This is a genomic window from Corallococcus caeni (genome assembly GCF_036245865.1).
Lineage (GTDB): Bacteria > Myxococcota > Myxococcia > Myxococcales > Myxococcaceae > Corallococcus > Corallococcus caeni.
Genome location: NZ_BTTW01000010.1, coordinates 117,007 through 141,168 on the forward strand (window position 1 = coordinate 117,007; position 24,162 = coordinate 141,168).

Sequence of the window (24,162 nt, forward strand, 5' to 3'; positions counted from 1 at the left end):
GGAGCGCCATGCCGTCCCGTCCGTCCCGATTCCGCGGTCCTGTCTCCCGCGCCCTCGCGTGCGCCGGGCTGCTGCTGCTCGTCCCCGCGTGCAGCGGCCTGGGCAAGTACACCTGGGTGAACGACTACCAGGAGAAGCCCGTCGCGTCGGACGAGGCCTACCGCATCGTCCCCGGTGACGTGCTCAACGTGAAGGTGTTTGGCCAGGAGGCGCTCACCACGCGCGCCAAGGTGCGCGAGGACGGCCACATCAGCCTCACCTTCCTCGACGACGTGGAGGCCGCGGGGCACTCCCCCGCCCTGCTGGCGCAGCAGATCCAGACGCGGCTCAAGGACTTCATCAACCACCCTGTCGTCACGGTGTCGCTGGAGGAAGCGCGCCCCATGTCCGTGACGATGCTGGGGGAAGTGGCCAACGTGGGCGCGCACGTGCTGGACCCGGGCGCGACGCTGCTCCAGGCGCTGGGCGCCGCGGGCAGCTTCACGGACTACGCCCACCGCGACCGCATCTTCGTGCTGCGCCGGGACGACCCGCAGGCCGAGCAGCCCACGCGCATCCGCGTGCGCTACGAGGACATCATCCGCGGCGAGGGCCGCGCGGCGGCCTTCCGCCTGCGCCCCGGCGACGTGGTGGTGGTGGAGTAACCGGATGCTGGACGCGGCCCTCGCGAGCCTGTGGCTGGAGGTGGCCTCCGCCTCCGTGACGTACAGCACCGCGGCCCGCGTGGACACCCGCGCGCGCTCCATGGACGCACAGGCCACGGGTGAGCCGGTGGCCCCCGTGGCGGCGGACATGGACATCGTCCCCACGCTGGGCCTGAAGTACGACGACGGCAGCGCGGTGGCGTCCGTGCAGTACGCGCCGCGCATCTCCTTCCGGGAGGCCACCACCGCCCCCCGCACGGAGGTGCAGCACGTGGGGCGCCTCTTGGGGGACTGGCGCCCGTCCCGCGGCCTCACCCTGCACGGCACCCAGGAGTTCGTGCTGGGCCAGGTGAACCTCTTCACCAACCTGCCCCTGGGCGGCGGGCCCGGCGACGACCCGACGGTGCCCGGGGACACGCCCGCCACGGACCTGCCCATCCAGCCGCTGCCGGAGGGCGTGGACACGGTGTTCTTCCTGTCCTCGCTGACGACGCTGGCGGCGGAGACGGTGTGGCTGGGCCCGGGCTGGCGGCTGTCGGGCAGCGCGGGCTTCTCCGCCAGCGGCGGCCTGGACGACGCGGCGAAGGAGGCGGTGCCCTTCCAGTACGGCCCGCGCGCGCAGCTGTCCCTGGGGTACTCCCCCGCGCCCCGGCACACCCTGGCCACCACGGTGGGCTACACGGACTCCCGCTTCTCCACCGGCGCGCGCGCCACGGTGACGACGTTCACCGGCGCCTGGACGCACCGGCTGGACCGGCGCACGTCGCTGGAGGCCGGGGTGGGCGTGGGCGTGGCGTACTCCGTGCGCGCGACGGAGGACGCCGCCGCGGACGACCCCGAGACGCCGGACACCACCGCGTCAGGTCACCGACGGCTGACGACCCTTCAGGTCGGGGACACGCCGGCGGCGGACCCGGCGCAGCGCCTGGAGCTGCTCCCGGACCTGACGCTGGCGGTGTCCTACCGGGTGCCGTCGCGGGTGGCGGACTTCAACGGCCGGCTCTCCGCGCGGGTGACGCCCTTCGTGGACCGGCTGACGGGGCTCGTCTACCCGAGGGCCGACCTGACCTTGAACGGCACCTGGGCGCTGGGGCCGCGCTTCCGGCTTTCCGGCACCGGGGGCAGCGCGTTCGCGGTGGGTGGGGCGGTGGGGGACCGGCAGGTGGTGGGCGGTGTGGGCGCGGGTTGGACGTTGAACCGGTGGGTGGCCCTGGAGGTGGATACCCGCACGGCGTGGACTCGCTCGCCCGACGTGGAGGCGGCCCGCATGGTGTGGTCCGCGACGCTGGGACTGACGGTCCAGAAAACGGGTATCCTCTGAGGCTCCCGACATGGCGAAGCTCATCCTCTTGTCCGTCCTCGTTGCCACCATCGCGCTGCCCGGAGCGGCCGCGCGCGATGCGCACCCCTGGCGGGGGATGAAGAAGGCCATCCTGTGGGTGGCCCTCTTCAACGTGGCGTACGCATATGGCGTGCTCGTCCTCGTGCCCAAGTACGGGTTCGGGTGAGGGAAGGAAAGGCGTCAGACGTGATGGAGCTCCAACAGCTCACCGTCCTCCTGGTGGAGGACTCTCCGATGTTCCGCGTCATGCTGCGTGACATGCTCCAGCAGATGGGCGTGAAGAACGTGGTGGAGCAGCCCAACGGCAAGGCCGCCATGGAGTACCTCCAGACGGGCGCGCTCAAGCCGGACCTGGTGTGCCTGGACCTGACGTTGCCGGACGTGTCCGGCTACGACGTCTGCGAGCACATCCGCCGCACGCCCGCCATCGCGCACATCCCCGTGTTGATGGTGAGCGCGCGCAACCTGCCGGAGGACAAGGCGTACGCGGAAGAGGCGGGCGCCAACGGCTACCTGGGCAAGCCCTTCACGCCCGAGGAGCTGGAGAAGCGCGTGCGTCAGGTGCTGAAGGCCGCGGCCGCCCGGGGCAGCGCATGACCACGCCCGCCCCCCGCACGCCGCGCTCCGCCGCGCCCCCGCCGCCGTACGTCCCCGAGCGCGAGGAGACGAACGCGCCGGCCGACCTCATCGACTGGGGCTTTCTCTTCGACGGGCTGGGCTTCGTGCGCCGGGCGATCTTCCGGCACTGGTTCCTGGGGTTGTGCATCATCGCGGTGATGAGCGGGCTGGGGTCGCTGGCGGCGAAGCTGATGCCGCGCAAGTACCACGTCGAGACGCGGATGCTGACGTACCGCAACCTCATCATCTCCTCGCTGGTGAACCCGGGCCGCTCCATCCCGGTGGAGGCGGATCAACCCACGCGCGCCGCGTGGGAGATGGTGCTCAGCCGGGGCAACCTCAAGTCCGTCATCAAGAACGCGAAGCTCATCGAGTACTGGGACCACATGCGCTCGCCCATGAGCCGCATGAAGGAGCAGTACCTGAAGAAGGCCCCGCCTCCCATGTCCGACGAGGACAAGGAGGAGGCCCTCATCGCCATGCTGGAGACCAGCCTCACGGTGATGGCGGAGGGCGGCAGCGGCACCGTCACCATCGGGGTGGACTGGAGCGACCCGCAGATGGCCTTCAACATCGTGGAGGCCGCGTCGCAGAACTTCCTCGACATGCGCCACGAGTCGGAGATGAGCGCCATCTCCGAGTCCGTGAACATCCTCCAGGGCCAGGTGGCCAACGAGGCCGCGAACATCAAGCAGGCCATCGCCGACCTGGAGCGCGCGGTGAAGGCCGCGGACGCGCGCCGCAAGAAGAAGGAAGCGGACCCCAAGCAGGCCAGCGCGCGGCAGGCGCTGCTGCAGACGGACCACGCGCTCGCGCAGCTGAAGTTCCTGGTGCAGGCCAAGCGCCGCGCCATCCGCGACGTGGAGGAGTTCCGCGGCCGCCGCCTCACGGAGCTGCGCGCGCAGCTGGCGGAGCAGCGCGTCGTCTTCTCCCCGCAGCACCCGGTGATTGTCGACCTGGAGCAGCGCGTGGCGACGATGCAGGCGGACTCGCCGCAGCTCATCTCGCTGCGCGCCGAGGAGCAGTCGCTCATCCAGGAGTACCTGCGCATGGGCGGCACGGACGTGGACTCCGCGACGGAGGGCACCAGCCTGGCCGCGGGCTTCGGCGCGCCGCTGGCGGGCGCGATGCTGGGCACGCCGGATGATCCGGAGGTGGCGGTGGCCACGGACCGGATGCGCATGGTGGTGATGCGGCACCAGGAGAAGCTGCGCCGGTTGGACCAGGCGCAGACGGAGCTGGAGATTTCGAAGGCGTCCATGAAGCACCGCTACAGCGTGCTCCTGCCGGCCCTCTTCCCGGAGAAGCCGTCCAAGCCGAACCCGAAGCTCATCGCCATCGCGGGCGTGGTGGGCGGGGTGGCGCTGGCGGTGTTCGCGGCGGTGGCGCTGGACATCCTGCGCCGCCGGGTGCTGGAGCGGTGGCAGGTGGAGCGGTTGCTCAAGTTGCCGGTGCTGGCGGAGCTGGAACGGCGCTGAGGATTCAAGCGCGCGGCCGTCCCTCGAAGGATGGCGCGAGCGCGGGGGTGACACTGTCGTGACGGTCTGGACCTGGGTGGACGTGGCGCTGTGCGTGGGACTCCTGCCGGTGGCGGTGGGCTGCGGCTACCTGCTGCTCCTGACGCTGCTGTCGGGGCGCAAGGCGGCGCCGGTGCCGCCGTCGCCCGCGACGCGGAAGTTCGACGTCATCATTCCCTCGCACAACGAGGAGCTGGGCATTGCCCGGACGGTGGCGAACCTGTCCGCGGTGGACTACCCGGCGCACCTGCGGCGCATCATCGTCGTGGCGGACAACTGCTCGGACGCGACGGCCCAGAAGGCGCGGGAGGCGGGCGCCACGGTGCTGGAGCGCCAGGACGCGGAGAAGCGCGGCAAGGGCTACGCGCTGGCGCACGCCTTCGAGCACAGCCAGCGTGACGGCTTCGCGGACGCGGTGGTGGTGGTGGACGCGGACACGGTGGTGTCCTCGAACCTGCTGCACGCGTTCTCCCGGCGGCTGGAGGACGGCGCGCACGGCGTGCAGGCGCACTACGGCGTGATGAACCCCACGGCGTCGTGGCGCACGCGGCTGATGACCATCGCGCTGGGCATGTTCCACCGCGTGCGCTCCATGGGGCGCGAGCGGCTGGGCGTGTCCTGCGGCCTGCGCGGCAACGGCATGTGCTTCACGCACGCGGTGCTCAAGCAGGTGCCGCACGACGCGTTCAGCGTGGTGGAGGACCTGGAGTACGGCATCCGCCTGGCGCGCGCGGGGCACCGCGTGCACTACGCCTGGGAGGCGGAGGTGCTGGGCGAGATGGTGACGGCGGAGAAGCAGAGCCGCTCGCAGCGTCAGCGCTGGGAGGGCGGCCGCGCGCAGATGCGCAAGCTGCACGGGTGGCCGCTGCTCAGTGACGCGCTGAAGCAGAAGAGCGGGCTCCTGCTGGACCTGTCCATGGACGTGCTGGTACCGCCCCTGAGCCAGCTGGTGCTGGCGACGGTGGCGGGCTCCGTGCTGGCGGCCGGGGTGGCGTGGCTGTCCGGCGGTACGGCGGTGGCGGCGTCCGCGCTGGCGTCGTTCGGCCTGATGTCGCTGGCGCTGTACGTGCTGCGCGGCTGGTGGGTGTCCGGCGTGGGACCGCGCGGCCTGCTGGACCTGGCGTGGGCGCCCATCTACGTGGTGTGGAAGGTGTGGCTGATGATTCGCGGCCCCGGCGCGGAGAAGAAGGGCGAGTGGGTGCGCACCACGCGTGAGGCGGAGCGGCGGTAGGCCGGGCGGTCCTGGGGGCACGGGAATCCCTCCGGAGGAATTCCCCTTCCAGGGGCGTGCCCTCTACGCTGCATCGCCATGCTCCGCCCGTGGCGCCTGCTGCTGCCATTGCTGACCGGCCTGCTGCTCCCCGGGAGGGCGCTGGCGGAGGCCCCGCAGGGGCCCTCCCGGTGTGAAGGCGCGCCGGAGGGTGCCGGCGAGGGGGTCTACCGGCCCACGACGTCCGGGCCCTTCGTCGCCTTGACCGCCCCCCTCACCGCGTGCGGGCGGCTCCTGCTCCAGCCCATCCTCTCCGTGGCGCGGACGCGGGGCACCTATGACGCGCGGGCACGCCATGTCCCCCTGGCGCCGGGCGCCTCGCAGCTCGCGACCTCCATGTCGCTCTTCCTGGAGTACGGCGTGCTCGAGCGCGTGGCGGCCGGGGCGCAGCTCACGGTGCTGCACCAGCGGCGGCGCGCGGGCGGCAGGGAGGCCCACGCCACGGGGCCGGGGGACACGCTCCTCTTCGGGCGCCTCGGACTGCTGCACGAGACGGCGGGGGGCCTTCCGGAGGCGACGCTGCTGGCACAGGTGAAGCTGCCCACCGGCCGGGTGAAGAGCGCGGCGAGCACGCTGCTCGACACCGACGTGCGCGGCACGGGCAGCGCGGATTTGACGGTGGGCCTGGATTTCAGCAAGGGCGCACGGCCGGTGCTCCTGCACCTGGACCTGCTCTATACGCACGCGCTGCCGGCGCACGTGGGCGAAGTGGCCACGGCCTATGGGGACACCTTCTCCTGGAGCTTCTCCGGGGAGTGGCCCTTCCTGCCGGAGCGCTTCGCCCTGATGCTGGAGGCGAGCGGCCGTCACCAGGGAGCGCCCCGGCGGGAGGGAGTGGAGGCCGCGGACGGCGCCCTTGGCGAGCTGGTGCTCGGCACCGGGGTGGAAGTCCTCTTCGGCCCGGACCTGCAGCTCCTCGTGGGCTACCAGCGCACGCTGTGGGGGCGCAACGTGCCAGCCGTGGACTCCTTCGTGGCCACGCTGGTGCCGACCTTGTTCTAGGCGTCCCCCCGCCGCTTCGCGAGCTTGCGCTCCGCCGGGGACTTCGGTGCCCCGAGCGACGCCTGGATGGGGCACACGGTGTCCGGAGGGCAGAAGCCCTCGGCCATCAGGGTGGTGATGGCGCGGCGCATGCGGCGAAGGTCGTCGATGCGCGCGTCGATGGCCTGGACCTTCGCTTCGGCGAAGCGGGCCACGTCGCGGGTGGGGGTGCCGCGCCGGTCCGTGAGGGCCAGGACGGCGGACACCTCCTTCAGCGTGAAGCCCAGCTCCTGCGAGCGGCGGATGAAGCGCACGCGGATGGCGGCTTCGGGACCGTAGAGGCGCTGGCCGCTCTCGCTGCGGTCCATGGGCAAGAGCAGCTTGCGGCGCTCGTAGAAGCGCAGCGTGGACAGCTTCACGCCGGCTTCACGCGCGAGTTCGCCGATGCGCAGGGGACTCACTTCAACGGGCCGTCGCGGGGATGCCACCACGCCACCTCCTGCTTCCCAGGATGGCACCGCCCTGGGCGAACATCCACGCCAGCTCCAGCACCAGGAACCCCACCACCACCCGCGTCGCGCCCTGCGTGAGGGCCCACGCCATCCACGTGGAGAACAGCGCCCGGCCCGCGGTGTCGATGGCGCCATTGAACGCGGTGGGCTGGACGAGCCGCACCACCGACCACAGCGTCACGATGGTGCCGAACAGGGCCACGAAGAACAGGTGCGTGAACGTGAACGCGGGGAGCGGCTCACCGCCTGCCCCCAGCGCGTGGTGCAAGGCCTGGAGGTTCGACAGCACCGCCTCCGCGGTCCACGGCGTGGCGAAGGGGACGGTGACGACGAGGTCGTACAGCGCGCTGGCGAAGACGACGCGGCGAAGCAGGGACGGTTCAGGGTTCATGCGAAGGACCGTAACCCCTGCACCTTGGTGCAGAGGCAAGGGCCTCCGTTCAGTTCCCCATCGTGGAAGCCGCCACGCGCCGCCGTACGCCGAGCAGGAGCGCGCCCTGCACGAACATGCCCGCGGCCTCCATCACGAGGAACGCGCCCAGCACCCGCGTCGCCCCCTGCGTGAGCGCCAGCACCATCCACGCGACGACGAGCCCCCGGCCCACCGTGTCGATGGCGCCATGAAGCGCGGTGGGCTGGAGGATGCGGACCAGCGCCCAGATGACAGCCAGCACGCCGAAGAGGGCGACGAAGAACAGGTGCACGGGCATAAAGGCCGGCATGGCCTCACCGCGCAGCGCCAACCCCTCGTGCGCCCACTGCATGACACCCAGCATCGCGCCCGCCGTCCACGGCGTGGCGAACGGCAGCGTGACGCACAGGTCGTAGACCGCGAAGCCACGGATGACACGGTGGAGCAGGGAGGGGCTCATGCCTGGAACTCTAGCCCGGCGCCCCGACCCCTCAGTCCGCCAGCGGCATGCCGAAGTCCGGCTGGCCGCGCTCGCCGGACACCCAGCGATACACCTCCAGCACCTGCTCCGCCTTCGCCTTCCAGGTGAAGTGCTTGAAGATGCGCGCCCGCGCGCGCTCGCCCATGGGGCCAATCACGGACGGATCCGCGACCAGCTTCTCCAGCACGCCGCGCACGCGCTCCACGATCTCCTGCGGCGTGCCCATGGGAATCGCGAAGCCCGTGGACGGACTCACGATCTCTCCCGGACCGCCGTAGTCCATCACGATGGGCACCAGCCCCAGCGCCATCGCCTCCGCCACCACCGCGCCGCCGAACTCGCGCACGCTGGGGAAGCCGAAGAGGTGGTTCTTCGACAGGCGGCCCTGCAGCTCCTGGTGCTTCACCCAGCCGGCGAACGTCACGCCGCTCTCCAGCCCGCCCTTCGCCACCTGCGCGCGCAGGTTCTGCATCTCCGCGCCGTCGCCGATGAGCTCCACCGTCACCTTGCCCTCGCGCACCAGCGGCGCCGCCGCGTCGATGAGCATCGCCATGCCCTTGTACGGCACGAAGCGCCCCACGAACGCCACCCGCAGCGGCTCCCCCGGCTTCGGCGGCTCCGCCTTCGACGTGCCGAAGCGGCGCACGTCGATGGCGTTCTCCGGGATGTAGACCACCTTGTCCTGGTACTCCTGAGACAGCTGCGCCCGCGTCGCCCGCGAGCCCATCATCAGCGCCGCCGCGTTCTTCCGCGTCGACTGGTAGAAGGGCATCAGCTTGTAGACGTCCCGGATGTAGCTCAGCCACTCGCGCTCACGCAGGCGCGCGTCGCCGAAGCCCTTGGGCCACGGCAGGCCGCCGTTCATGGGCCCCATGATGAAGGGCACCCCGGCGTCCGCGCACCGCGCCGCCAGCGTGCTGGGCGTCGTGGGGCTGATGGGCGTGTAGCGGTGCACCACGTCGAATTCCTTCGCGCGGATGCGGTCCCCGAAGCGCCGCCAGAGCAGCTCCTCGAAGTAGTAGTACGGCAGCACGCTCAGCGCCGTGGCCGTCGTCCAGCCCACGCCCGCCTTGCCGCGCAGCACCTCGCCCACCTTCTCCAGCGGACGCTCCACCGGCGTGGAGTCCAGCGCGGTGAAGTCCTTCCCCTCCACCAGCCCCTGCTTGAGGATGTTCTCGCGGTTGCGGACCTGGGTGACCAGGTGCACGTCCGCCACCTCGGCGAGCGCCCGGGCCAGGGACCAGCCTTCCAGGGGGACGCTCACCCAGTCTGGGTTGCACAGCTCAGCAATCAGGAGGACGCGGGGTCGGGAGCCAGCCATACGCCTTCCGCATCTATCCCAACCCGGGCCCGGGATATAGCCTCCCCCCTCGCTCCAATGGCCTTCAAACCCTCCCCCGCCGCCTGGCTCCAGTACATCGTCATGGTCGTGGGCCTGGGCGCCGTCACCCTGGGTGCGGCCGCCGTGGGTAACGGGGACCCCATCGTCACGCTGGCGCCCGTGCTGGCCTTCACGGTGGTGTGGTGCATCCTGAAGATGCCGCTGCGCTACTTCGCGCTGGCGGTGCTCTATCTGGTGCTGGCGGCGGACTACACGCCCGAGCGCCCCCAGTCGATGTTCTGGCCCTCGCCGATGTTCCCCTTCGGCAAGCTGCTCTTCACCCAGATGCACGAGCTGGTGGGCATTGGCGCGCTGCGGTTCCCGCTGGTGGACGGGCTCATCGTCTTCGCCATTGGCCTGGGCATCTACCGGCGGGCCACGAAGTCCAAGATTGATCCGCCCGTGGTGCCCATCCCCCGGCCGCTGGTGGTGACGCTGACGATGTCCTTCATGGCCATCATGTGGATGGAGGTGTGGGGCATCGCGCGGGGCGGGGACATCAAGAACTCGCTGTGGCAGTGGCACCAGGCCGCGGTGCTGCCGCTGGTGGCGATGATGTACCACTACAGCCTGCGCGGGCCGGAGGACTGGCCCGCGGTGGCGAAGACCATCATCGCGGCGGCGCTCACCAAGTCCGCGGTGAGCACCTACTTCGCGCTCGTCATCATCCCGGCGCAGGGGCTGGAGGTGGAGTACACCACCTGCCACTCGGACTCGATGACGTTCATCTTCGCCATCACGGTGTGCATCGCGCGCTGGCTGGAGCGGCCCAAGTCCGGCCACGCCATCCGAGGCCTCCTCATCATCGTCCTGGTGTTCATCGGGATGTTCTTCAACGACCGCCGGCTCGCGTACGTGAGCCTCGTGGGCGGGCTGGCGGCGGCGTACCTCTTCAACCCGTGGACGCCGCTGAAGAAGCTCGTCACGCGCGCGCTCATCGCGTGCTCGCCGCTCCTGGTCGTGTACATGCTGGTGGGGTGGGGCTCCAGCAGCGGCATCTTCAAGCCGGTGGCGACCTTCCGCTCCATCATCGAGGGCCAGCACGCGGAAGGGGAGCTGGACTACCGCGACATCGAGAACCTCAACCTCATCGCGACGTGGGCCACCAACCCGGTGTTCGGCACGGGCTACGGGCACGAGTTCCTGGAGCCCTACCCGCTGCCCAACATCGCGTTCGTGTTCCCCACGTACCGGTTCCACCCGCATGACTCGCTCCTGGGCCTGTTGGCCTTCGGAGGGTGGTTCGGCTACACGATGGTGTGGATGTACCTGGTGGTGACGGTGTACCTGGCGGCGCGCTCGTACCACCGGGCGCACGCGGCGGAACATCGAACAGCGTGCCTGGTCATCGTGGGCGTCATCGCGTCGTACCTGAACCAGGTGTTCGGCGACATGGGCATCATCTCGTACATCTGCACGTTCGAAGTGGCCGTGGCGTCGGTGCTCGCGGGCAAGCTGGCCATGGTCACCGGCGCGTGGCCCTGGCCGCAGCGGGAGAAGGTGCTGGGCCTGACGCGCGCGGCGCCGGAAGAGGCCCCGCCCACCGGGGCGACAGCGGCCTAGCGCTGGCCTAGCGCTGGATGGACAGGATGCGCCACTGGCGCGTGTCGATGGCGTACGTGGCGCTCGCGTCCGTCACGGGCCCTTCGGAGTTGCAGACGTCCTGCCGGGGCACGAAGCGCACGAACATCACGCCCTCCGGGCCGGGCGCCGTCCACACGTCGAAGGAGTCCCGCCGGTAGAGGCACAGCTCGTCCGGCGTCGCGCCCTTGTGCGGCTTGAGGTCCAGCGGCCGGAAGTCGTCCATGGCCAGCTGGGTCGCGACCGCGACGGTGGCGGGCGTCTGCATGCGCCCCTCCGCGGGCAGGTCCAGCGGGAACTGGAAGCGGGCCATCTCCTGGTCGGAGGCGCGCGGCGGGCGGATGGGCCTGCCGAAGAGGACGCAGCCGCACAGTGGCAACGCGAGCAGCGCCGCGAGCCCGCGCTTCACGAACAGCCCTGACCAACCCTGGCGCCCCATCTAGTCCTCCACGGGCGTGATGAAGCCCGTGTCCTTGTCCGCTTCATGGATGTACCCGATGAGCTTCCACGCCTTGCCCTGCCGCAGATAGACCTCGCCCGGACGGCGCTCGCCCTGGTGGGGGACGAGCTTCGTGATGGTGCATCCTGAATCAAATTGGACTCGCAGGGTCCAACGTTGTGACTGACTCCAGCGGTCCTCCTGTGACATTCCCGACGGGAACCAGGGGTGGCTGTGGAAGTCCGCCAGCGTGGACGCGAGCCCCCGGTCGTCCTTCACGACGCTGGGCACGCTGCAGCTCTTGCGGCGCAGGTCCGCGCCCACCAGCGTCGTGCGGCCCAGGGGCGACGGCCAGCTCGCGTAGTACTCCCCGGAGCCCAGCGAGTAGATGAGCCCGCAGTACTCCTGGCCATAGTCACGCTCCCTGGCCCGGTCCAGCGCCATCACCGCCGGACAGAGCTGGTCGATGACCTCGTCCACGTCCGCGGAGGGGTGCACCGCGGGCCAGGGGCCCTTCACCCAGACCCGGGCGCCCCGCTGGCCGAACAGGGTCTCCCTGCCGCTCTGGAGGTAGGACGTGCCGGCGCAGCCCAAGAGCAACGCCACACCCACCGTCCATGCATTCCGTCCGCGCATCCCGTCTCGCCGCTCCCGTGAGGGGAACCGACAGGACGCATAGCACCGCCAAAGCAACAAAACCAGGATTCAACGCAAAGCTCAGCCAGCCTGGGTGCGGAGCTCCTCGGCGGCCTCGGCGGCGGCGGCGGTCAGGTGCTCCAGCTCCAGGTCGATGTGCTTCGCCTGCGGGATGGCGCGGCGGACCTCCGCTTCGATGGCGTCGATCTCCTCGCTCATCGTGCGGATGAGGTGCCGGGCCGCGTCGCCCAGCGCGCGCTCGCGCTCGGCGCCCACGGGGGGCAGCCCGTGCGCGGGCAGGGCCTCCGCCAGCCGGGCCGCGACGAAGGCCTCGCTGAAGCGCAGCTCCGCCTTGAACTGGTAGACCTCCGGCGTGAGCTGGCGCGTCTTCACGTCGTGCAGGTCCGCCAGGCTGGGCCGCGCGCGCAGCAGGTCCTCGAAGCGCTGCTCCACGTCCGCCGGCACCGACCGGCCCAGGAGCAGCTCCCGGTTCTCCACCATGAGGTACAGGGCGATGAGCCCCAGCAGCACGCCCACCGTCAGCGACGCCGCCGCGTCCCACACCGGGTTGCCCGTCACGTGCGCCAGCCCGATGCCCGCCGTCGCCAGCACCAGGCCCAGCACCGCCGCGCCGTCCTCCAGCAGGATGGCCACCGACGCGGGGTCGGCCTTCGTCCGCACGAAGCGGAAGAAGGGCTCGCCCGCCGCCTGCTTCAAGAGCCCCCGCACCGCGAACAGCAGCACGCCGCCCTCGATGAGGAACGACAGCCCCAGCACCGCGAACGTCACCGGGCCCGTCTCCGCCAGGTGCGGGTGCAGCAGCGACTGGATGCCGTGGTAGACGGTCACGCCGCAGCCCACGAAGAAGATGCCGGACGCGGACAGGATGCCGAAGATGAAGCGCTCGCCGCCGTAGCCGTACGGGTGCGAGTCGTCCTCCACGCGCGCCGCCCGCTTCAGCCCCAGGAACAGCAACACCTGGTTGCCCGTGTCCGCCGCGGAGTGGATCGCCTCCGACAGCATCGCCCCCGACCCCGACAGCACGAAGGCGATGAACTTGATGAGCGTGACCAGCACGTTGCCGGACAGCGCGACGATGACGGCCTTGAGCGACGAAGCAGGAGCGGACATGGAGGTGCGAAACCTACCATGACGCCCTGACGCGGCAGGACCGGCGCCTCCCCGCCCGTCCGCACCGCGTCCAGCCCTTGGCCTTCCGCGTCATCGCCGCTGGACAGCCCCCGCCCGGGATGATTGTTTGTTCTCAAATTATTCAGAGAACCGGGAGAGTGCCGTGCGTCGTTTCGTGCCGCCGTGGCTGTGGGCGTTGCTGCTGTTGGGGCCGGTGGGGGCCTTCGCGCTGAACGGGGGGCTGCCGCCTCCTCCAGCGGACGTGGACCGGAGCACGCCCGCGGCGACGGCGGCGGGGTTCCTGGACGCGGCGCACGCGCGGGACGCGGCGCGGGCGCCGCACTACCTGGACCTGTCGCGGATGCCTCCGGAGCAGCAGCCGGAGGAGGGCTTGAGGCTGGCGCGGCGGCTGGTGGTGGTGATGGACCGGACGCTGTGGCTGGACTTCGCGCGCATCGGCAAGGAGCCGGCGGGCCCGGGGGAGCGCGCGCGCCGCGAGGTGCTGGGTCAGGTGGCCACGGCGCGAGGCCCCCAGGACATCGTGCTGGAGCGGGTGGACGCGGAAGGGGGCCCGGTGTGGGTCTTCAGCGCGGACACGGTGGGCGCCATCGACACGCTGTTCCAGGAGCACGGGTCGCCCCTGCTGGAGATGCTGCCGCCGGTGTTCTTCACGCGCCCGCTGTGGGTGCTGGAGGCGTGGCAGTGGCTGGGGTTGGGGGTCGTGCTGGTGCTGGCGTGGGCGTTGGGACGGCTGGTGGAGGCGGTGACGCTGCGCGTGGGCGCCCGGGCCGCGGGGCTGACGAAGTCCGGCTGGGATGACGAGCTGCTGGCCGCGGGCCGCGGGAGCATCCGCTACGTGCTGGCGGGCATGCTGGCGGCGGCGGGCGCGCGGCTGCTCAAGCTGCCTCCGCCGGCGCAGGGGGCGGTGGACCTGGCGGCGCGCTCGGTCATCATCGTGGCGGTGGCGCTGTTCGTGTTGCGCTTCCTCACCCGGGCCGCGCGCTTCCTGGAGCAGAAGGTGGCGCAGTCGCCGGAGGGCACGGACGTGGCGCGGGTGCGCGGGCTGCGCACCCAATTGTCCATCCTGCGGCGCGTGGTGGAGGTGGCGGTGGTGCTGGTGGCCGCGTCGCTCTTGCTCCTCCAGTTCGAGGCGGTGCGCAACGTGGGCGTGTCGCTGCTGGCGTCCGCGGGCATCGCGGGCCTGGCCATTGGTCTGGCCGCGCAGAAGTCGCTGTCCACGCTGCTCGCGGGCATCCAGCTGTCCATCACGCAGCCCATGCGCATTGGCGACACGGTCATCATCGAGAACGAGTGGGGCTGGGTGGAGGAGATCACCCTCACCTACGTCGTCGTGAAGGTGTGGGATTTGCGCCGGCTGGTCATCCCCATCACGCAGTTCCTGGAGAAGCCCTTCCAGAACTGGAGCAAGGTGTCGCCGGAGATCCTGGGCACGGCGGAGCTGTACGTGGACTTCCGCACGGACGTGCCCGCGGTGCGCGCGGAGCTGAGGCGCATCCTGGAGCAGGAGTCGAACGGGCTGTGGGACGGCAAGGTGCAGGGGCTCCAGGTGACGGACCTGAGCGAGCGCACCATGAAGCTTCGCGCCCTGGTGAGCGCGGCGGACTCGGGCAAGGCGTTCGACCTGCGCTGCCTGGTGCGGGAGAAGCTGGTGGCCTACCTCCAGGCCCAGCCGCACGGGCTGCCGCTCCTGCGCGCGGAGGCCACGCCCCTGCCCTTCCCGGAGGAGAAGGCCGCGGGCCCGGCCCTCATGGCCGCGCGCGTGGGCAACAACGCCCGCGTGGAGCCCCAGCGCTGACGGCCGGCGCTCAGTGCCACGTGCCCACGGAGAGCTTGCGCTCCTCCGCGATGGGCTGGAGCCGCTCGCGCAGCTGTTCGCGAACCTGGTGGAGCCACCAGCCCACCGTGCCCGTGGAGCGGCCCACCTGGGCGCCGATGCTCACGTAGGAGCGCCCCTGCGCGCGCAGGCGGAACACCTCCCGCTGCTGCGGCGGCAGGCGGTCCACCGCCTCGCGCAGGTCCTTCTCCTGGATGAAGGTCCAGAGCTCGCCGCCCTCGGCCTCCTGCGGGTCGTCCGCCAGCACCGTCACCCAGCCCGCGTTCACCGCCTTGCGCTGCTCCGCGCGGTGGTGGCGCAACAGGCTGATGGCCCGCGTGTTGATGACCCGCCCCGTCCACGCCCGGAAGGCCTCCGCCCCCTGGAGGTGCAGCCGCTCCTTCCACGCCTCGTCCAGCGCGTGCTGCACCAGGTCCTCCGCGTCCGCCGCGTTCCCCAGGATGCGCTGCGCGTGCTTCAAGAGCCCCGAACGGAATTGGATGACCAGCTCCGCGAACGTCTGCATCTCTTTGTCAGCCATGGAAGTGCCCCCCAAGCCGCGTTCCGTGCACGACCATGATGACAAGGGTTTTCAAATACGGATGCACATCCTTTCCTGGAATTACCAAGAGTGTCTGGAAAACCTATCCCACCCGGCGATTTCCGCCGCCGCTGTCGCGAATGCATCCAGTGTCTGTCTTTCGGGTGTCCACCGGGGGCAGGGGCGGCGCGATTCCAGACAGCTCCACGCGTGGGCATTGCTCCACGGATCATTCCGCGTGAAACAGCGGGCACCTGCCCCGGAGGGTGATGGCCCGGCGGTTCGCGCTGGACGGGTGGCCCTACTCCTTTCGGGGGAGCGTATTTTCAGGAGGGATGCAGGAGGCTCCGGGCTCTTCGTCTCCCTGGAGTGCCATGAAGCGTCTGCTCCCCGTCGTTCCCCTGCTGCTGTGGTGCCAGGCCTGTGACCGTGCGCCCGCGCGCATCGACTTCCAGCCCCCGGGCTACGTGCTGTCCTCCAGTGAAGTGGCCCTGAAACCCCGGGTCTTCACCCAGGGCGGCGACGTGCTGGAGGACTCGCGGCCCACGCTCTCCGTGGCGCCAGCGGACCTCGCCGTCGTCACGGCGGCCTCGGGCCTGCGCTGCCTGCGCTCCGGGGACGGGACGCTCTCCGTGACCGCGGGCCCCGTGAGCCGCTCGGAGCCCCTGCGCTGCCGCCTGGTGGAGACGCTGCGCGCGCCCTCCGCGCTGCGCCTCATCATCCCCAACGCCCCGGTCGTCGCGGAGGTGTCCGCGCGCGACGCGAGCGGCGCGGTGCTGCACGACGTGCCGGTGACGCTTACGTCGTCCAACCCGGCCATCTTCCGCGTGGAGGCGGGCGCGCTCGCGCCGGTGTCCGTGGGCACCGCGAACCTAGAGGTGTCCGCGGGCGACCGGACCGCCACCACGCCCGTGACGGTGGTGCGCAAGCTCAAGGCGGAGCCGCTGCTGCTCAACGACGGGGCGCGCACGAGTTGGAGCCTCCCCCAGGGCCACTATGAGATTGAAGCGCAGGTGCGCTCGGCGGACGGGAGCGCGCACGGCATCACGCTCTCGTGGGTGGGCGGCTCCAACTGCCAGGACGCAGGCGAGGCCCAGAAGCTGCGCAGCCAGTGCACCATCGAGAACACCGGCTCCGTCATCCTGGAGAACCCCACCACCTTCGGCCTGGGCCCCGCCGCGGACGGCGTGGTGGCCATGTACGAGGTGCCCTGAGGCCACGTCCAAACTGGTCCGACTGTCGGACAGGTTCGCGCGGCGCGGCTCCGGGGCGTGTGGGGCAAAACGCCCCGGAGCCGTCAGGCCCGTGGGCGCATGGGGCAGAACGCCCCGGGCCCATGCATGAAACACGCGTGAAGACCCGGCAGGGTTCTTGCTGACACGCCCCTGTCTCACGGCCAGTGCCGGATCCTCCGCCCCACACCCCTTTTACGGATCCGGCGCTGGCCGCGAGGCAGGAAGGCGGCAACCGCTCATGCTGGAACCACGGCGCCCCGAGTCGGCCGTTCGCGACGTGCTCCCCTACCGGAAGCCGAAGCTGGGACGGGACTACTGGATCAAGGACGACGTCCTGCCCAACGCGCTGGAGGTCTACGAGCGCAACCTGGCCCGCGAGGACTGGACGATGGGTGCCCCGTGGCGGCCGGAGATCTGGCCCGGCATCCGCGCTCCCCACGCGCTCACTCCCGAAGAGCTGGCCCCCGTGGAGCGGTGGATCTGCGAACAGGCCGGCGTGCGCGCCCTCAAGCAGGAGGCCCCGGCGCAGGGCTCGCTGTCCCACAACCACGTGCAGCTCGTGGGGGAGAAGGAGTCCACCGCCAAGCCGCATGTGGACTCGCTGGCGCTGTGCGACTTCGCGGGCGTCATCTACCTGCACCCCAAGCCGCCCGCGAAGCACCTGGGCACGTCCTTCTACCGGCTGCGCCTCCCCAGCGGAGGGCTGGGCGGCAACACCTGCCCTCCCGGCTGCGTCAACCTCACCCAGGCCTTCGGCGTGACGAAGCTGCCCGCGAACGCGTGGGTGCAGGACGTGGAGGTGGAGAACGTCTTCAACCGCCTCATCGTCTACCGAGCCGACTTCGTGCACTCGGCGACCGCGTACTTCGGGCAGGGCGACAAGCGGAACAAGCGCGCCACCGCCCTCTTCTTCTGGAAGGCCGTGCGTTAGGCCCGCGCGTCCAGCATCCGCGCCAGCATGTCCGCGCTGCGCTCGCTGCTGAACTGCTCCTCCACCTTGCGGCGACCCGCCTCACCCAGCCGGACCGCTTCGGCCGGATCCCTCGCCAGCTTCTCCAGCTTCTCCGCCAGCACCGCGGGCGCCTGCGGCGGCACGAGCACGCCGTCCACGCCGTCGTCCACCAGCTCCTTCACGCCGCCCGCGCCCGTCACCACCACCGGCGCGCGCATGGCCATGGCCTCCATGATGGCCACGCCCAGCGGCTCCTGGAGGCTCGCCAGCGCGAAGAGGTGCGAGCGCTGGATGCCGTCCTTCACCACGTCCTCGCTCACCGCGCCCAGCAGCGTCACCGCGTCCGTGAGGCCGTCCTGCGCGAGCTTCGCCTCCAGCACCTTGCGGTACGTGGTGCCGCCCGCCTCGTCCTCGCCCGCGATGGACAGCCGCGCGTCGATGCCCTTCTTGCGCAGCATCCCCACCGCGTCGATGAGGTCCGCGTGCCCCTTGCACGGGTTCAGCCGGCCGCACGCGAACAGCCGCAGCGGGCCTTCGCCGGACCACGGCTCGTAGGGCACCGAGCGCTGGAAGCGCGACAGCTCCACGCCCATGGGCGCCAGCTCGATCTGGTCCGGCAGGCTCCCGGCCAGCTCCTGGCGCACCTCCGCCAGCAGCTTCTTCGTGATGACGAAGGCGAACTTCGCGTGCCGCCACTTCTCCCGCTGGTTCGGCCCGTAGTCGTCCAGCGGCCCGTGCAGCGTCATGCTGTACGTGAGCCCCGACAACAGGTGCGCGAACATGGCCACGTGCGCCGCGTTGGCGCAGGAGTGCACGTGCACGTGCGTCCAGCCGCGCTCGCGCGCCAGCGAAGCCAGCCGGCCGCCCATCACCGCGAACGCCACCAGCTGCGCGCGGCCCTTCGCGTCCAGCCCCTCCGCCCGGGCGATGGAGGCCAGCACCCGCGCCCAGCCCGTGGGCATGGCCCGGGCAATCTCCAGCGCGGCCCGCAGCACGCCCAGCGGGGGCGGCGGCGCCAGGTACTCCGTGCGCGACATGGCCTCGCGGGCCCAGCTGTGGCTGATGATGCGCGCGGGCGGCGGACGGGTGGACACCAGCTCCGGCGACACACCCTTCCCCGGCAGCGCCTGCAGCTCGCGCCAGAAGAAGATGTGGGTCTGTCCGGGGAACTCGGGAATCAGGTAGCCGATCTTCTGCACGCCCCATCCATAACACGCCGCGTCCCCCTCGCTCCCCGCGCCCGGAGGGGGCCACGGGGGTCCGGCGGGGGTGTCAGGCGTGACAGCAGACCGGCAGCGCGCTCCTTCGCCTGCCCGCCCGCCCGGGTCGTTGGGTCATGACGCCTCATTGCGTTATACCGTCCGCGCTCCCATGTCCGCCGATTCGAGCCCCCCGTCACCCACCGAGGAGACCCCGCCCGCGAGCGCCGTGCCCTCGCCGGAGCTGTCGCGGCTGTGGTTCGCGCTGGACCGCCGCGCCTGGAGCTACCTGGTCGTCGTCCCCGCCCACCCCGGCGCCCCCGCGCAGGACGCGGCCCAGGCGCTGATGGAGGCCGGTTCGCCCTACCCGGAGCCGCCCCTGCGCCTGGTGGACGCCACCGGCATCGAGCCCGCCGGCGCCCCGCGCATGGTCCTCGAGGTGCGCCGCCGCGTGGAGCAGGGGGAGCGCGTCATCGTGGTCGTCGACTCGCTCCTCACCCACCCGGCGAGCCTCCCGCTGGCCCTGGCCGCGGACACCGCCCTGCTGGTCGTCACGCTGGGCGAGACGGACTTCGGCTCCGCGCAGAAGACGCTCGCGCTGGTGGGCGAGGACCGCTTCGCAGGCAGCGTCACCTTCCCGCGTCCCACGAAGAAGCAGAAGCGCGCCGACGCCGCCAAGAAGAAGAAGCCATGAGCCCTTCCGACTCCTCCGCTGGCCCGGCCCCCCGGCTCAGCGTCGTCATCGCCACGTACAACCGGCTGCCCCTCATCACCCGCCTGCTCCAGCAGCTGGCCGGCCAGACGCTGCCGCCCGAGGACTTCGAGGTGGTGGTGGTGGACGACGGCTCCGCCACCGACGTGAAGGGCCCGCTCCTGGCCCTGAAGCTGCCCTACACCCTGCGCGTGGAGGTGCAGCAGAACGCGGGCGCCGCCGCCGCTCGGCACCGGGGCGTGCTGGCCGCCCGGGGCACCACGGTGCTGGTCACGGATGACGACATGCAGGTGGCCTCCGACTTCCTCGCGCGCCACCTGACGCACCACCCGCCGGGCTCGCGCAACGTGGTGCTGGGCCGCATCAGCCCGGACCCCGAAATCGGGGAGATGCCCCTCTTCGAACGCTGGTACGCGCACCTCAACAACCGCATGGCGGAGGAGCTGTCCGTCCCCGGCGCGAAGGCGCGCGGCAACCACCTGTACACGGGCAACGTGTCCTTCCCCCGCGCGGACTACGTGGGCGTGGGCGGCTTCGACAAGACGCTGGGCCAGTCCGAGGACGTGGAGCTGGGCGTGCGCCTGGAGAAGGCCGGCTGCGCGTTCCTCTTCGCGCCGGACGCGTACGTGCTGCACGGCAGCGACCACGTCAGCTTCGAGAAGTGGATCCGCCGCGCCCACCGCTACGGCATGTTCGACACCCACGTCTCCGTGAAGCACCCGGACGTGAAGGGCGTGAACCCCTGGCGCCTCTTCTTCGAGACGAACCTGCTGTCGCGCCCGCTGCTCGCCTCCGCGGTGGTGGCGCCGGAGGCGTCCCGCAAGCTGACGGAGGCCGTGGTGAAGGCCTCCACCGTCGCGGACAAGCTGGGGCTCACCGGCGCCGCGTTCGCGGGCACCTCCGTGGCGTACGGCATGGAGTACCTGCGCGGGGCCCGCACGGAGGCCGGCGGCTGGCGGGGCGTGGCCAAGGGCGTCGCGCGCTACCTGCAGGGCCGGGGAAATCCCCAAGGATGATTGCCATGTTCGGAGCCCTCATCTCGGACGCGCTGGAGATGGCCAAGGCGGCCACCGGTTCGTCGGACGCGAAGTCCATCGCCAAGGTGGTGCTGACCAGCGACTCGTACCGCATCACCGCGCTCAACCGCGCGCGGGAGGCGGCGCTCGCCCTGCACATCCCGCTGGTCAACCACGTGCTGCGCGTGGCCCAGACGGCGGTGATGGGCATCGAGATTGGCAAGGACGTGACGCTGGGCAAGGGCGTGTACTTCGTGCACAGCCTGGGCGTCGTCATCGGCGGGGACGCGCGCATCGGCGACCGCGTGCGCTTCTACGGCAACAACACCGTGGGCACCGCCAAGGACAACGGCTACCCCGTCATCGAGGACGACGTCTGGATTGGCGCGGGCGCCCGCATCCTGGGGCCCGTGCGCATTGGCGCGCGGTCGCGCATTGGCGCGAACGCCGTGGTGCTCCAGGACGTGCCGCCGGACAGCGTCGCGGTGGGCATCCCCGCGCGCATCTTCCCGCGCAAGGACCAGGACGAGGTCCCGCTGTAGCCGTCTCGCTGTTTCAAGTGGATCCGCTGTGCCGGGTTCGTTCCGGGGGATGCGTTGAAGAAGGTCATGGCAGACAGGGCGAAGCACGCGCGGTGGAAGCGCACCGTCATCCTCACCTGCGCAGTGCTGGGAAGCGGCGCGGGCGTGGCGATGGCGCAGCAGCAGGACACCGCCGCGAAGGACGCCGCTCCCTCGAAGGACACCGCCGCGCAGCCCGCCCCCACGGACACGGTGGCCGTCTACGACGGGGGCCTCCAGGCCGGGTGGAAGGACATCGGCTGGGCGCCGCGTGAGACGCCCAAGGGCGCGCCCGCGCGCCTGCGGATGTTCAACTACGGCGGGTGGATCCTCTACCGGCCCAAGCTCCCGGGCGCGTACGGCGCACTGAGCTTCCGCTTCACCGCCCCGGAGTCCTACGGCGAGTTCCTGGACGTGCGCCTGGACGCCCCCGGCGCCGCCACGTTCCCGCACGTGCGGATCAGCCCGGAGTTCATCGTCAAGAAGGACCGCGAGTGGGTGGAGGTCGTCGTCCCCATGGAGGTCCTCAACCCGCGCAGCGAGCCCTTCGACCGCCTGGTGTTCCGTGCGTCGAAGGAGGTGGCCCGGGACTGGGTGCTCTTCGACAAGGTGGCCCTGGTGCCGCTGTCGCCGGACATCGCCGCCGCGCGCGCGGCCGGCGGTGGGCGCGTGGGCCGGGGCGACGGCCGCGAGTCGAAGATGGTCATCGACTGCACCGCGCCGTCCAAGCCCATCAGCCCGCTCATCTACGGCATCGCGCTGGACGGCAACAAGGAGACCACGGACACGCACCAGTGGAAGCTGGGCGCCACCATCCGCCGCTGGGGCGGCAACCCCACGTCCCGCTACAACTGGAAGCTGGGGCGCGCGTGGAACACCGGCAACGACTGGTACTTCCGCAACGTGCAGCTGGGCTTCGGCGCGGATGACTTCCTGGAGTCCAACCGGAAGAACAACGTGCAGTCCGCGCTCACGCTGCCGCTGATTGGCTGGGTGGCCAAGGACACGTCCTCCGTGGGCTTCCCCGTCTCCGAGTTCGGCCCGCAGCAGGCCCAGGACGACACGGAGCCCGCGGGCGGCAACGGCGTGCGCCGCGACGGCACGCCCCTGGTGCCCGGCCAGCCCACGACCACCAGCGTGCAGGCCCCGCCGGAGTTCATCTCCGAGTGGGTGAAGTCGCTCAAGGCCGCCAAACGCGGCGTGAACATGTACATCCTGGACAACGAGCCCGCCCTCTGGAGCTCCACGCACCGGGACGTGCACCCCGAACCGCTCACCTACGACGAGCTGCTCAAGCGCACCATCGACTACGGCTCCGCCGTGCGGAAGGCGGATCCGGACGCCGTCATCGCCGGTCCCGCGGAGTGGGGCTGGACGAACTACTTCTGGTCCGCCGCGGACTTCGCCCCCGGTCGCCCGCCGTACACCGACCGCCGCGCCCACGGCGACGTGCCCCTCCTACCCTGGTACCTGCGAGAGCTGCGCGACTACGAGAAGAAGACCGGCGTGCGCCTCCTGGACGTGGTGGACGTGCACTTCTACCCGCAGACCAACGTGGGCCTGGGCATGGAGGGCGCCACGGATCCGGACACCAACGCGCGGCGGATCCGCTCCACGCGCGCGCTGTGGGATCCGACGTACAAGGACGAGTCCTGGATCGCCGAGCCCATCCAGCTCATCCCCCGCGTGAAGCAGTGGATTTCGGAGAACTACCCCGGCCGGGGCCTGTCCATTGGCGAGTACAACTTCGGCGCCATGAAGCACATGAGCGGCGGCCTGGCGCAGGCGGAGGCCCTGGGCCGCTTCGGGCAGCAGGGGCTCACGTCCGCGTTCTTCTGGCAGTACCCCGCGGAGAACAGTCCCACGTTCTGGGCGTTCCGCGCGTACCGCGACTTCGACGGGCGGGGCGGCCGCTTCCAGGACAACGGCCTGTCCACCACCGCGCCGGAGGGCACCAGCCTCTTCGCGTCCCGGGATTCCTCCGGCAAGAAGCTCACTGCCGTATTGCTCAACTTCGACCCCGAGCAGCCCGCCCAGGCGCAGCTGGAGTTCAAGGGCTGCGGCTCGCTCAACACCGTGCGCGTCATGGGGTACTCGGGCGCGCCCGGCGGTTTCACCGAACAGGCCACCGGCAAGAAGGCCGAGCAGGCCCTCTCGCAGCGCCTTCCCCCCTACTCCATCACCGTGCTGGACCTCACGGTGAAGTGAAGACGACGCCTTGACCACCGCACACGCCCCCGCCGCCGCCTCCCGCCCGCGCCTGAACATCGGCCAGCTCGCCATCGACCAGCTCACCTTCCCCCAGGCCATCACGGCCATTGGCGAGCTGGTGGACGCGCACCAGGGCGGCTACGTCTTCACCGCCAACGTGGACCACGTCGTCCTGGCGGAGACGAACACGCGCTTCCGCGACGCGTACCAGAAGGCCACCCTCTCCGTGGTGGACGGCATGCCCATCGTCTGGGCGTCGCGCATGCTGGACGTGTCCCTGCCGGAGCGCATCGCCGGCTCCGACCTCATCCTCCCGCTGGTGAAGCTGGGCGCCGAGCGCAAGTGGCGCATCTTCCTGCTGGGCGCGGGCCCGGGCGTCGCGGAGAAGGTGGGCAGGCAGTTCCAGGCGGAGTACCCCGGCATCGAGGTCGTGGGCTGGGACTCGCCCATGGTGAACCTGGACGCGGGCGACGCGCAGAACGACCCCATCGTCGCGCGCATCCGGGAGAAGGACCCGCACCTGCTCTTCGTCGCGCTGGGCAGCCCCAAGCAGGAGGTGTGGATTTCGCAGGTGGCCCAGAAGCTGGGGCCCACGGTGGCCATCGGCATCGGCGCGGGGTTCGACTTCATCGCCGGCACCGCCAAGCGCGCCCCCGAGTGGATCGCCAAGGCCGGCTTCGAGTGGCTCTACCGCCTCACCCACGAGCCCAAGCGCCTGTGGCGCCGCTACATCCTCAATGACTCCCAGTTCGGGGTCATCCTCCTGCGCGAGCTGTGGAAGCGCACCCGGGGTTCACAGGAAGGCTGAGTCCTGGGGGACTCGCGCGACTGGCCGTATGTCCTTGATTTCTAAGGCTGAGTCGCTTTCCCCCTCTCTGGACAGTTACAGCCAAGCTTGAGTATTCTTGCCCCGCACGCCTTTCGCGGGGTGCTTCTTCCAGACAGACGCGGGTTCCG

25 protein-coding genes are annotated in these 24,162 nt (G+C 70.9%); 16 read left to right on the top strand and 9 right to left on the bottom strand.

Annotated elements, in window-relative coordinates; all coding sequences use genetic code 11:
- Positions 1-8: 8 nt before the first annotated feature.
- The 7 genes from epsY (at position 9) to AABA78_RS33425 (ending at position 6,393) form a co-directional block, all read left to right on the top strand.
- Positions 9-644, top strand: a complete 636-nt coding sequence (gene epsY / locus AABA78_RS33395; protein ID WP_338269410.1) for an exopolysaccharide export protein EpsY — start codon at positions 9-11, stop codon at positions 642-644.
- A 4-nt stretch (positions 645-648) separates the two neighbouring features.
- On the top strand, positions 649-1,965 hold the full coding sequence (epsX, locus tag AABA78_RS33400; RefSeq protein WP_338269411.1) for an exopolysaccharide export protein EpsX: 1,317 nt from the start codon (positions 649-651) through the stop codon (positions 1,963-1,965).
- 10 nt (positions 1,966-1,975) lie between these two features.
- Positions 1,976-2,152 (top strand): hypothetical protein, encoded by a 177-nt coding sequence (locus AABA78_RS33405; RefSeq protein WP_207053814.1) that lies wholly within the window; start codon positions 1,976-1,978, stop codon positions 2,150-2,152.
- 23 nt (positions 2,153-2,175) lie between these two features.
- Positions 2,176-2,583, top strand: a complete 408-nt coding sequence (epsW, locus tag AABA78_RS33410) for an exopolysaccharide biosynthesis response regulator EpsW (protein ID WP_338269669.1) — start codon at positions 2,176-2,178, stop codon at positions 2,581-2,583.
- Positions 2,580-4,082 (top strand): PCP family exopolysaccharide biosynthesis protein EpsV, encoded by a 1,503-nt coding sequence (gene epsV / locus AABA78_RS33415; RefSeq protein WP_338269416.1) that lies wholly within the window; start codon positions 2,580-2,582, stop codon positions 4,080-4,082. The genes epsW and epsV overlap by 4 nt, the downstream gene beginning before the upstream one ends.
- A 58-nt stretch (positions 4,083-4,140) precedes the next feature.
- The gene (epsU, locus tag AABA78_RS33420; protein WP_338269417.1) at positions 4,141-5,352 is read left to right on the top strand and encodes an exopolysaccharide biosynthesis GT2 family glycosyltransferase EpsU; all 1,212 of its coding nucleotides are present in this window, start codon (positions 4,141-4,143) and stop codon (positions 5,350-5,352) included.
- Positions 5,353-5,430: 78 nt separating this feature from the next.
- Positions 5,431-6,393 carry a transporter gene (locus tag AABA78_RS33425; RefSeq protein WP_338269419.1) on the top strand — a complete coding sequence of 321 codons (963 nt, stop codon included), beginning with the start codon at positions 5,431-5,433 and terminating at the stop codon, positions 6,391-6,393.
- Here AABA78_RS33425 and AABA78_RS33430 read toward each other — a convergent pair.
- From AABA78_RS33430 to epsH, 4 genes are read right to left on the bottom strand one after another with little or no spacing between them, the layout of a single operon-like run.
- A complete protein-coding gene (locus AABA78_RS33430) occupies positions 6,390-6,860 on the bottom strand; it encodes a MerR family DNA-binding protein (protein ID WP_338269421.1) in 471 nt (156 codons plus the stop codon). The genes AABA78_RS33425 and AABA78_RS33430 overlap by 4 nt on opposite strands.
- The gene (locus AABA78_RS33435) at positions 6,835-7,275 is read right to left on the bottom strand and encodes a hypothetical protein (RefSeq protein ID WP_338269423.1); all 441 of its coding nucleotides are present in this window, start codon (positions 7,273-7,275) and stop codon (positions 6,835-6,837) included. The genes AABA78_RS33430 and AABA78_RS33435 overlap by 26 nt, the downstream gene beginning before the upstream one ends.
- A 49-nt stretch (positions 7,276-7,324) precedes the next feature.
- Complete coding sequence (locus AABA78_RS33440; RefSeq protein ID WP_338269427.1) at positions 7,325-7,756, bottom strand: hypothetical protein; 432 nt, start codon at positions 7,754-7,756, stop codon at positions 7,325-7,327.
- 31 nt (positions 7,757-7,787) lie between these two features.
- Entirely contained in the window at positions 7,788-9,098 is a 1,311-nt protein-coding gene (epsH, locus tag AABA78_RS33445) for an exopolysaccharide biosynthesis glycosyltransferase EpsH (RefSeq protein ID WP_338269429.1), read from the bottom strand.
- Positions 9,099-9,155: 57 nt separating this feature from the next.
- Here epsH and wzy point away from each other — a divergent pair, with 57 nt between their 5' ends.
- Positions 9,156-10,721, top strand: a complete 1,566-nt coding sequence (gene wzy, locus AABA78_RS33450) for an exopolysaccharide repeat unit polymerase (protein ID WP_338269431.1) — start codon at positions 9,156-9,158, stop codon at positions 10,719-10,721.
- 7 nt (positions 10,722-10,728) lie between these two features.
- Here the strand turns inward: wzy and AABA78_RS33455 are convergent, their stop codons facing one another.
- From AABA78_RS33455 to AABA78_RS33465, 3 genes are all read right to left on the bottom strand, one after another.
- A complete protein-coding gene (locus AABA78_RS33455; RefSeq protein ID WP_338269433.1) occupies positions 10,729-11,178 on the bottom strand; it encodes a hypothetical protein in 450 nt (149 codons plus the stop codon).
- Complete coding sequence (locus AABA78_RS33460) at positions 11,179-11,784, bottom strand: hypothetical protein (protein ID WP_338269434.1); 606 nt, start codon at positions 11,782-11,784, stop codon at positions 11,179-11,181.
- 111 nt (positions 11,785-11,895) lie between these two features.
- Positions 11,896-12,945 (bottom strand): cation diffusion facilitator family transporter, encoded by a 1,050-nt coding sequence (locus AABA78_RS33465; protein WP_338269436.1) that lies wholly within the window; start codon positions 12,943-12,945, stop codon positions 11,896-11,898.
- A gap of 163 nt (positions 12,946-13,108) precedes the next feature.
- Here AABA78_RS33465 and AABA78_RS33470 point away from each other — a divergent pair, with 163 nt between their 5' ends.
- The gene (locus AABA78_RS33470; RefSeq protein ID WP_338269437.1) at positions 13,109-14,761 is read left to right on the top strand and encodes a mechanosensitive ion channel family protein; all 1,653 of its coding nucleotides are present in this window, start codon (positions 13,109-13,111) and stop codon (positions 14,759-14,761) included.
- Positions 14,762-14,771: 10 nt separating this feature from the next.
- Here the strand turns inward: AABA78_RS33470 and AABA78_RS33475 are convergent, their stop codons facing one another.
- Entirely contained in the window at positions 14,772-15,320 is a 549-nt protein-coding gene (locus AABA78_RS33475) for an RNA polymerase sigma factor (RefSeq protein WP_338269439.1), read from the bottom strand.
- A gap of 374 nt (positions 15,321-15,694) precedes the next feature.
- Here AABA78_RS33475 and AABA78_RS33480 point away from each other — a divergent pair, with 374 nt between their 5' ends.
- Entirely contained in the window at positions 15,695-16,534 is an 840-nt protein-coding gene (locus AABA78_RS33480; RefSeq protein ID WP_338269441.1) for a hypothetical protein, read from the top strand.
- A 259-nt stretch (positions 16,535-16,793) separates the two neighbouring features.
- Entirely contained in the window at positions 16,794-17,486 is a 693-nt protein-coding gene (locus AABA78_RS33485; RefSeq protein ID WP_171419363.1) for a hypothetical protein, read from the top strand.
- Here the strand turns inward: AABA78_RS33485 and epsE are convergent.
- Entirely contained in the window at positions 17,483-18,706 is a 1,224-nt protein-coding gene (gene epsE, locus AABA78_RS33490; RefSeq protein ID WP_338269443.1) for an exopolysaccharide biosynthesis GT4 family glycosyltransferase EpsE, read from the bottom strand. The genes AABA78_RS33485 and epsE overlap by 4 nt on opposite strands.
- A gap of 172 nt (positions 18,707-18,878) precedes the next feature.
- Here epsE and AABA78_RS33495 point away from each other — a divergent pair, with 172 nt between their 5' ends.
- The 5 genes from AABA78_RS33495 (at position 18,879) to epsA (ending at position 24,013) form a co-directional block, all read left to right on the top strand.
- The gene (locus AABA78_RS33495; RefSeq protein ID WP_338269444.1) at positions 18,879-19,400 is read left to right on the top strand and encodes a hypothetical protein; all 522 of its coding nucleotides are present in this window, start codon (positions 18,879-18,881) and stop codon (positions 19,398-19,400) included.
- Positions 19,397-20,434 (top strand): exopolysaccharide biosynthesis glycosyltransferase EpsD, encoded by a 1,038-nt coding sequence (gene epsD, locus AABA78_RS33500; protein ID WP_338269445.1) that lies wholly within the window; start codon positions 19,397-19,399, stop codon positions 20,432-20,434. The genes AABA78_RS33495 and epsD overlap by 4 nt, the downstream gene beginning before the upstream one ends.
- Positions 20,435-20,439: 5 nt before the next feature.
- Complete coding sequence (epsC, locus tag AABA78_RS33505; protein ID WP_171421923.1) at positions 20,440-20,976, top strand: serine O-acetyltransferase EpsC; 537 nt, start codon at positions 20,440-20,442, stop codon at positions 20,974-20,976.
- A 66-nt stretch (positions 20,977-21,042) separates the two neighbouring features.
- A complete protein-coding gene (epsB, locus tag AABA78_RS33510) occupies positions 21,043-23,202 on the top strand; it encodes a GH44 family glycoside hydrolase EpsB (protein WP_338269449.1) in 2,160 nt (719 codons plus the stop codon).
- Between the two features lie 10 nt (positions 23,203-23,212).
- Positions 23,213-24,013 (top strand): exopolysaccharide biosynthesis glycosyltransferase EpsA, encoded by an 801-nt coding sequence (epsA, locus tag AABA78_RS33515; RefSeq protein ID WP_338269451.1) that lies wholly within the window; start codon positions 23,213-23,215, stop codon positions 24,011-24,013.
- The last annotated feature ends 149 nt before the right edge of the window (positions 24,014-24,162 follow it).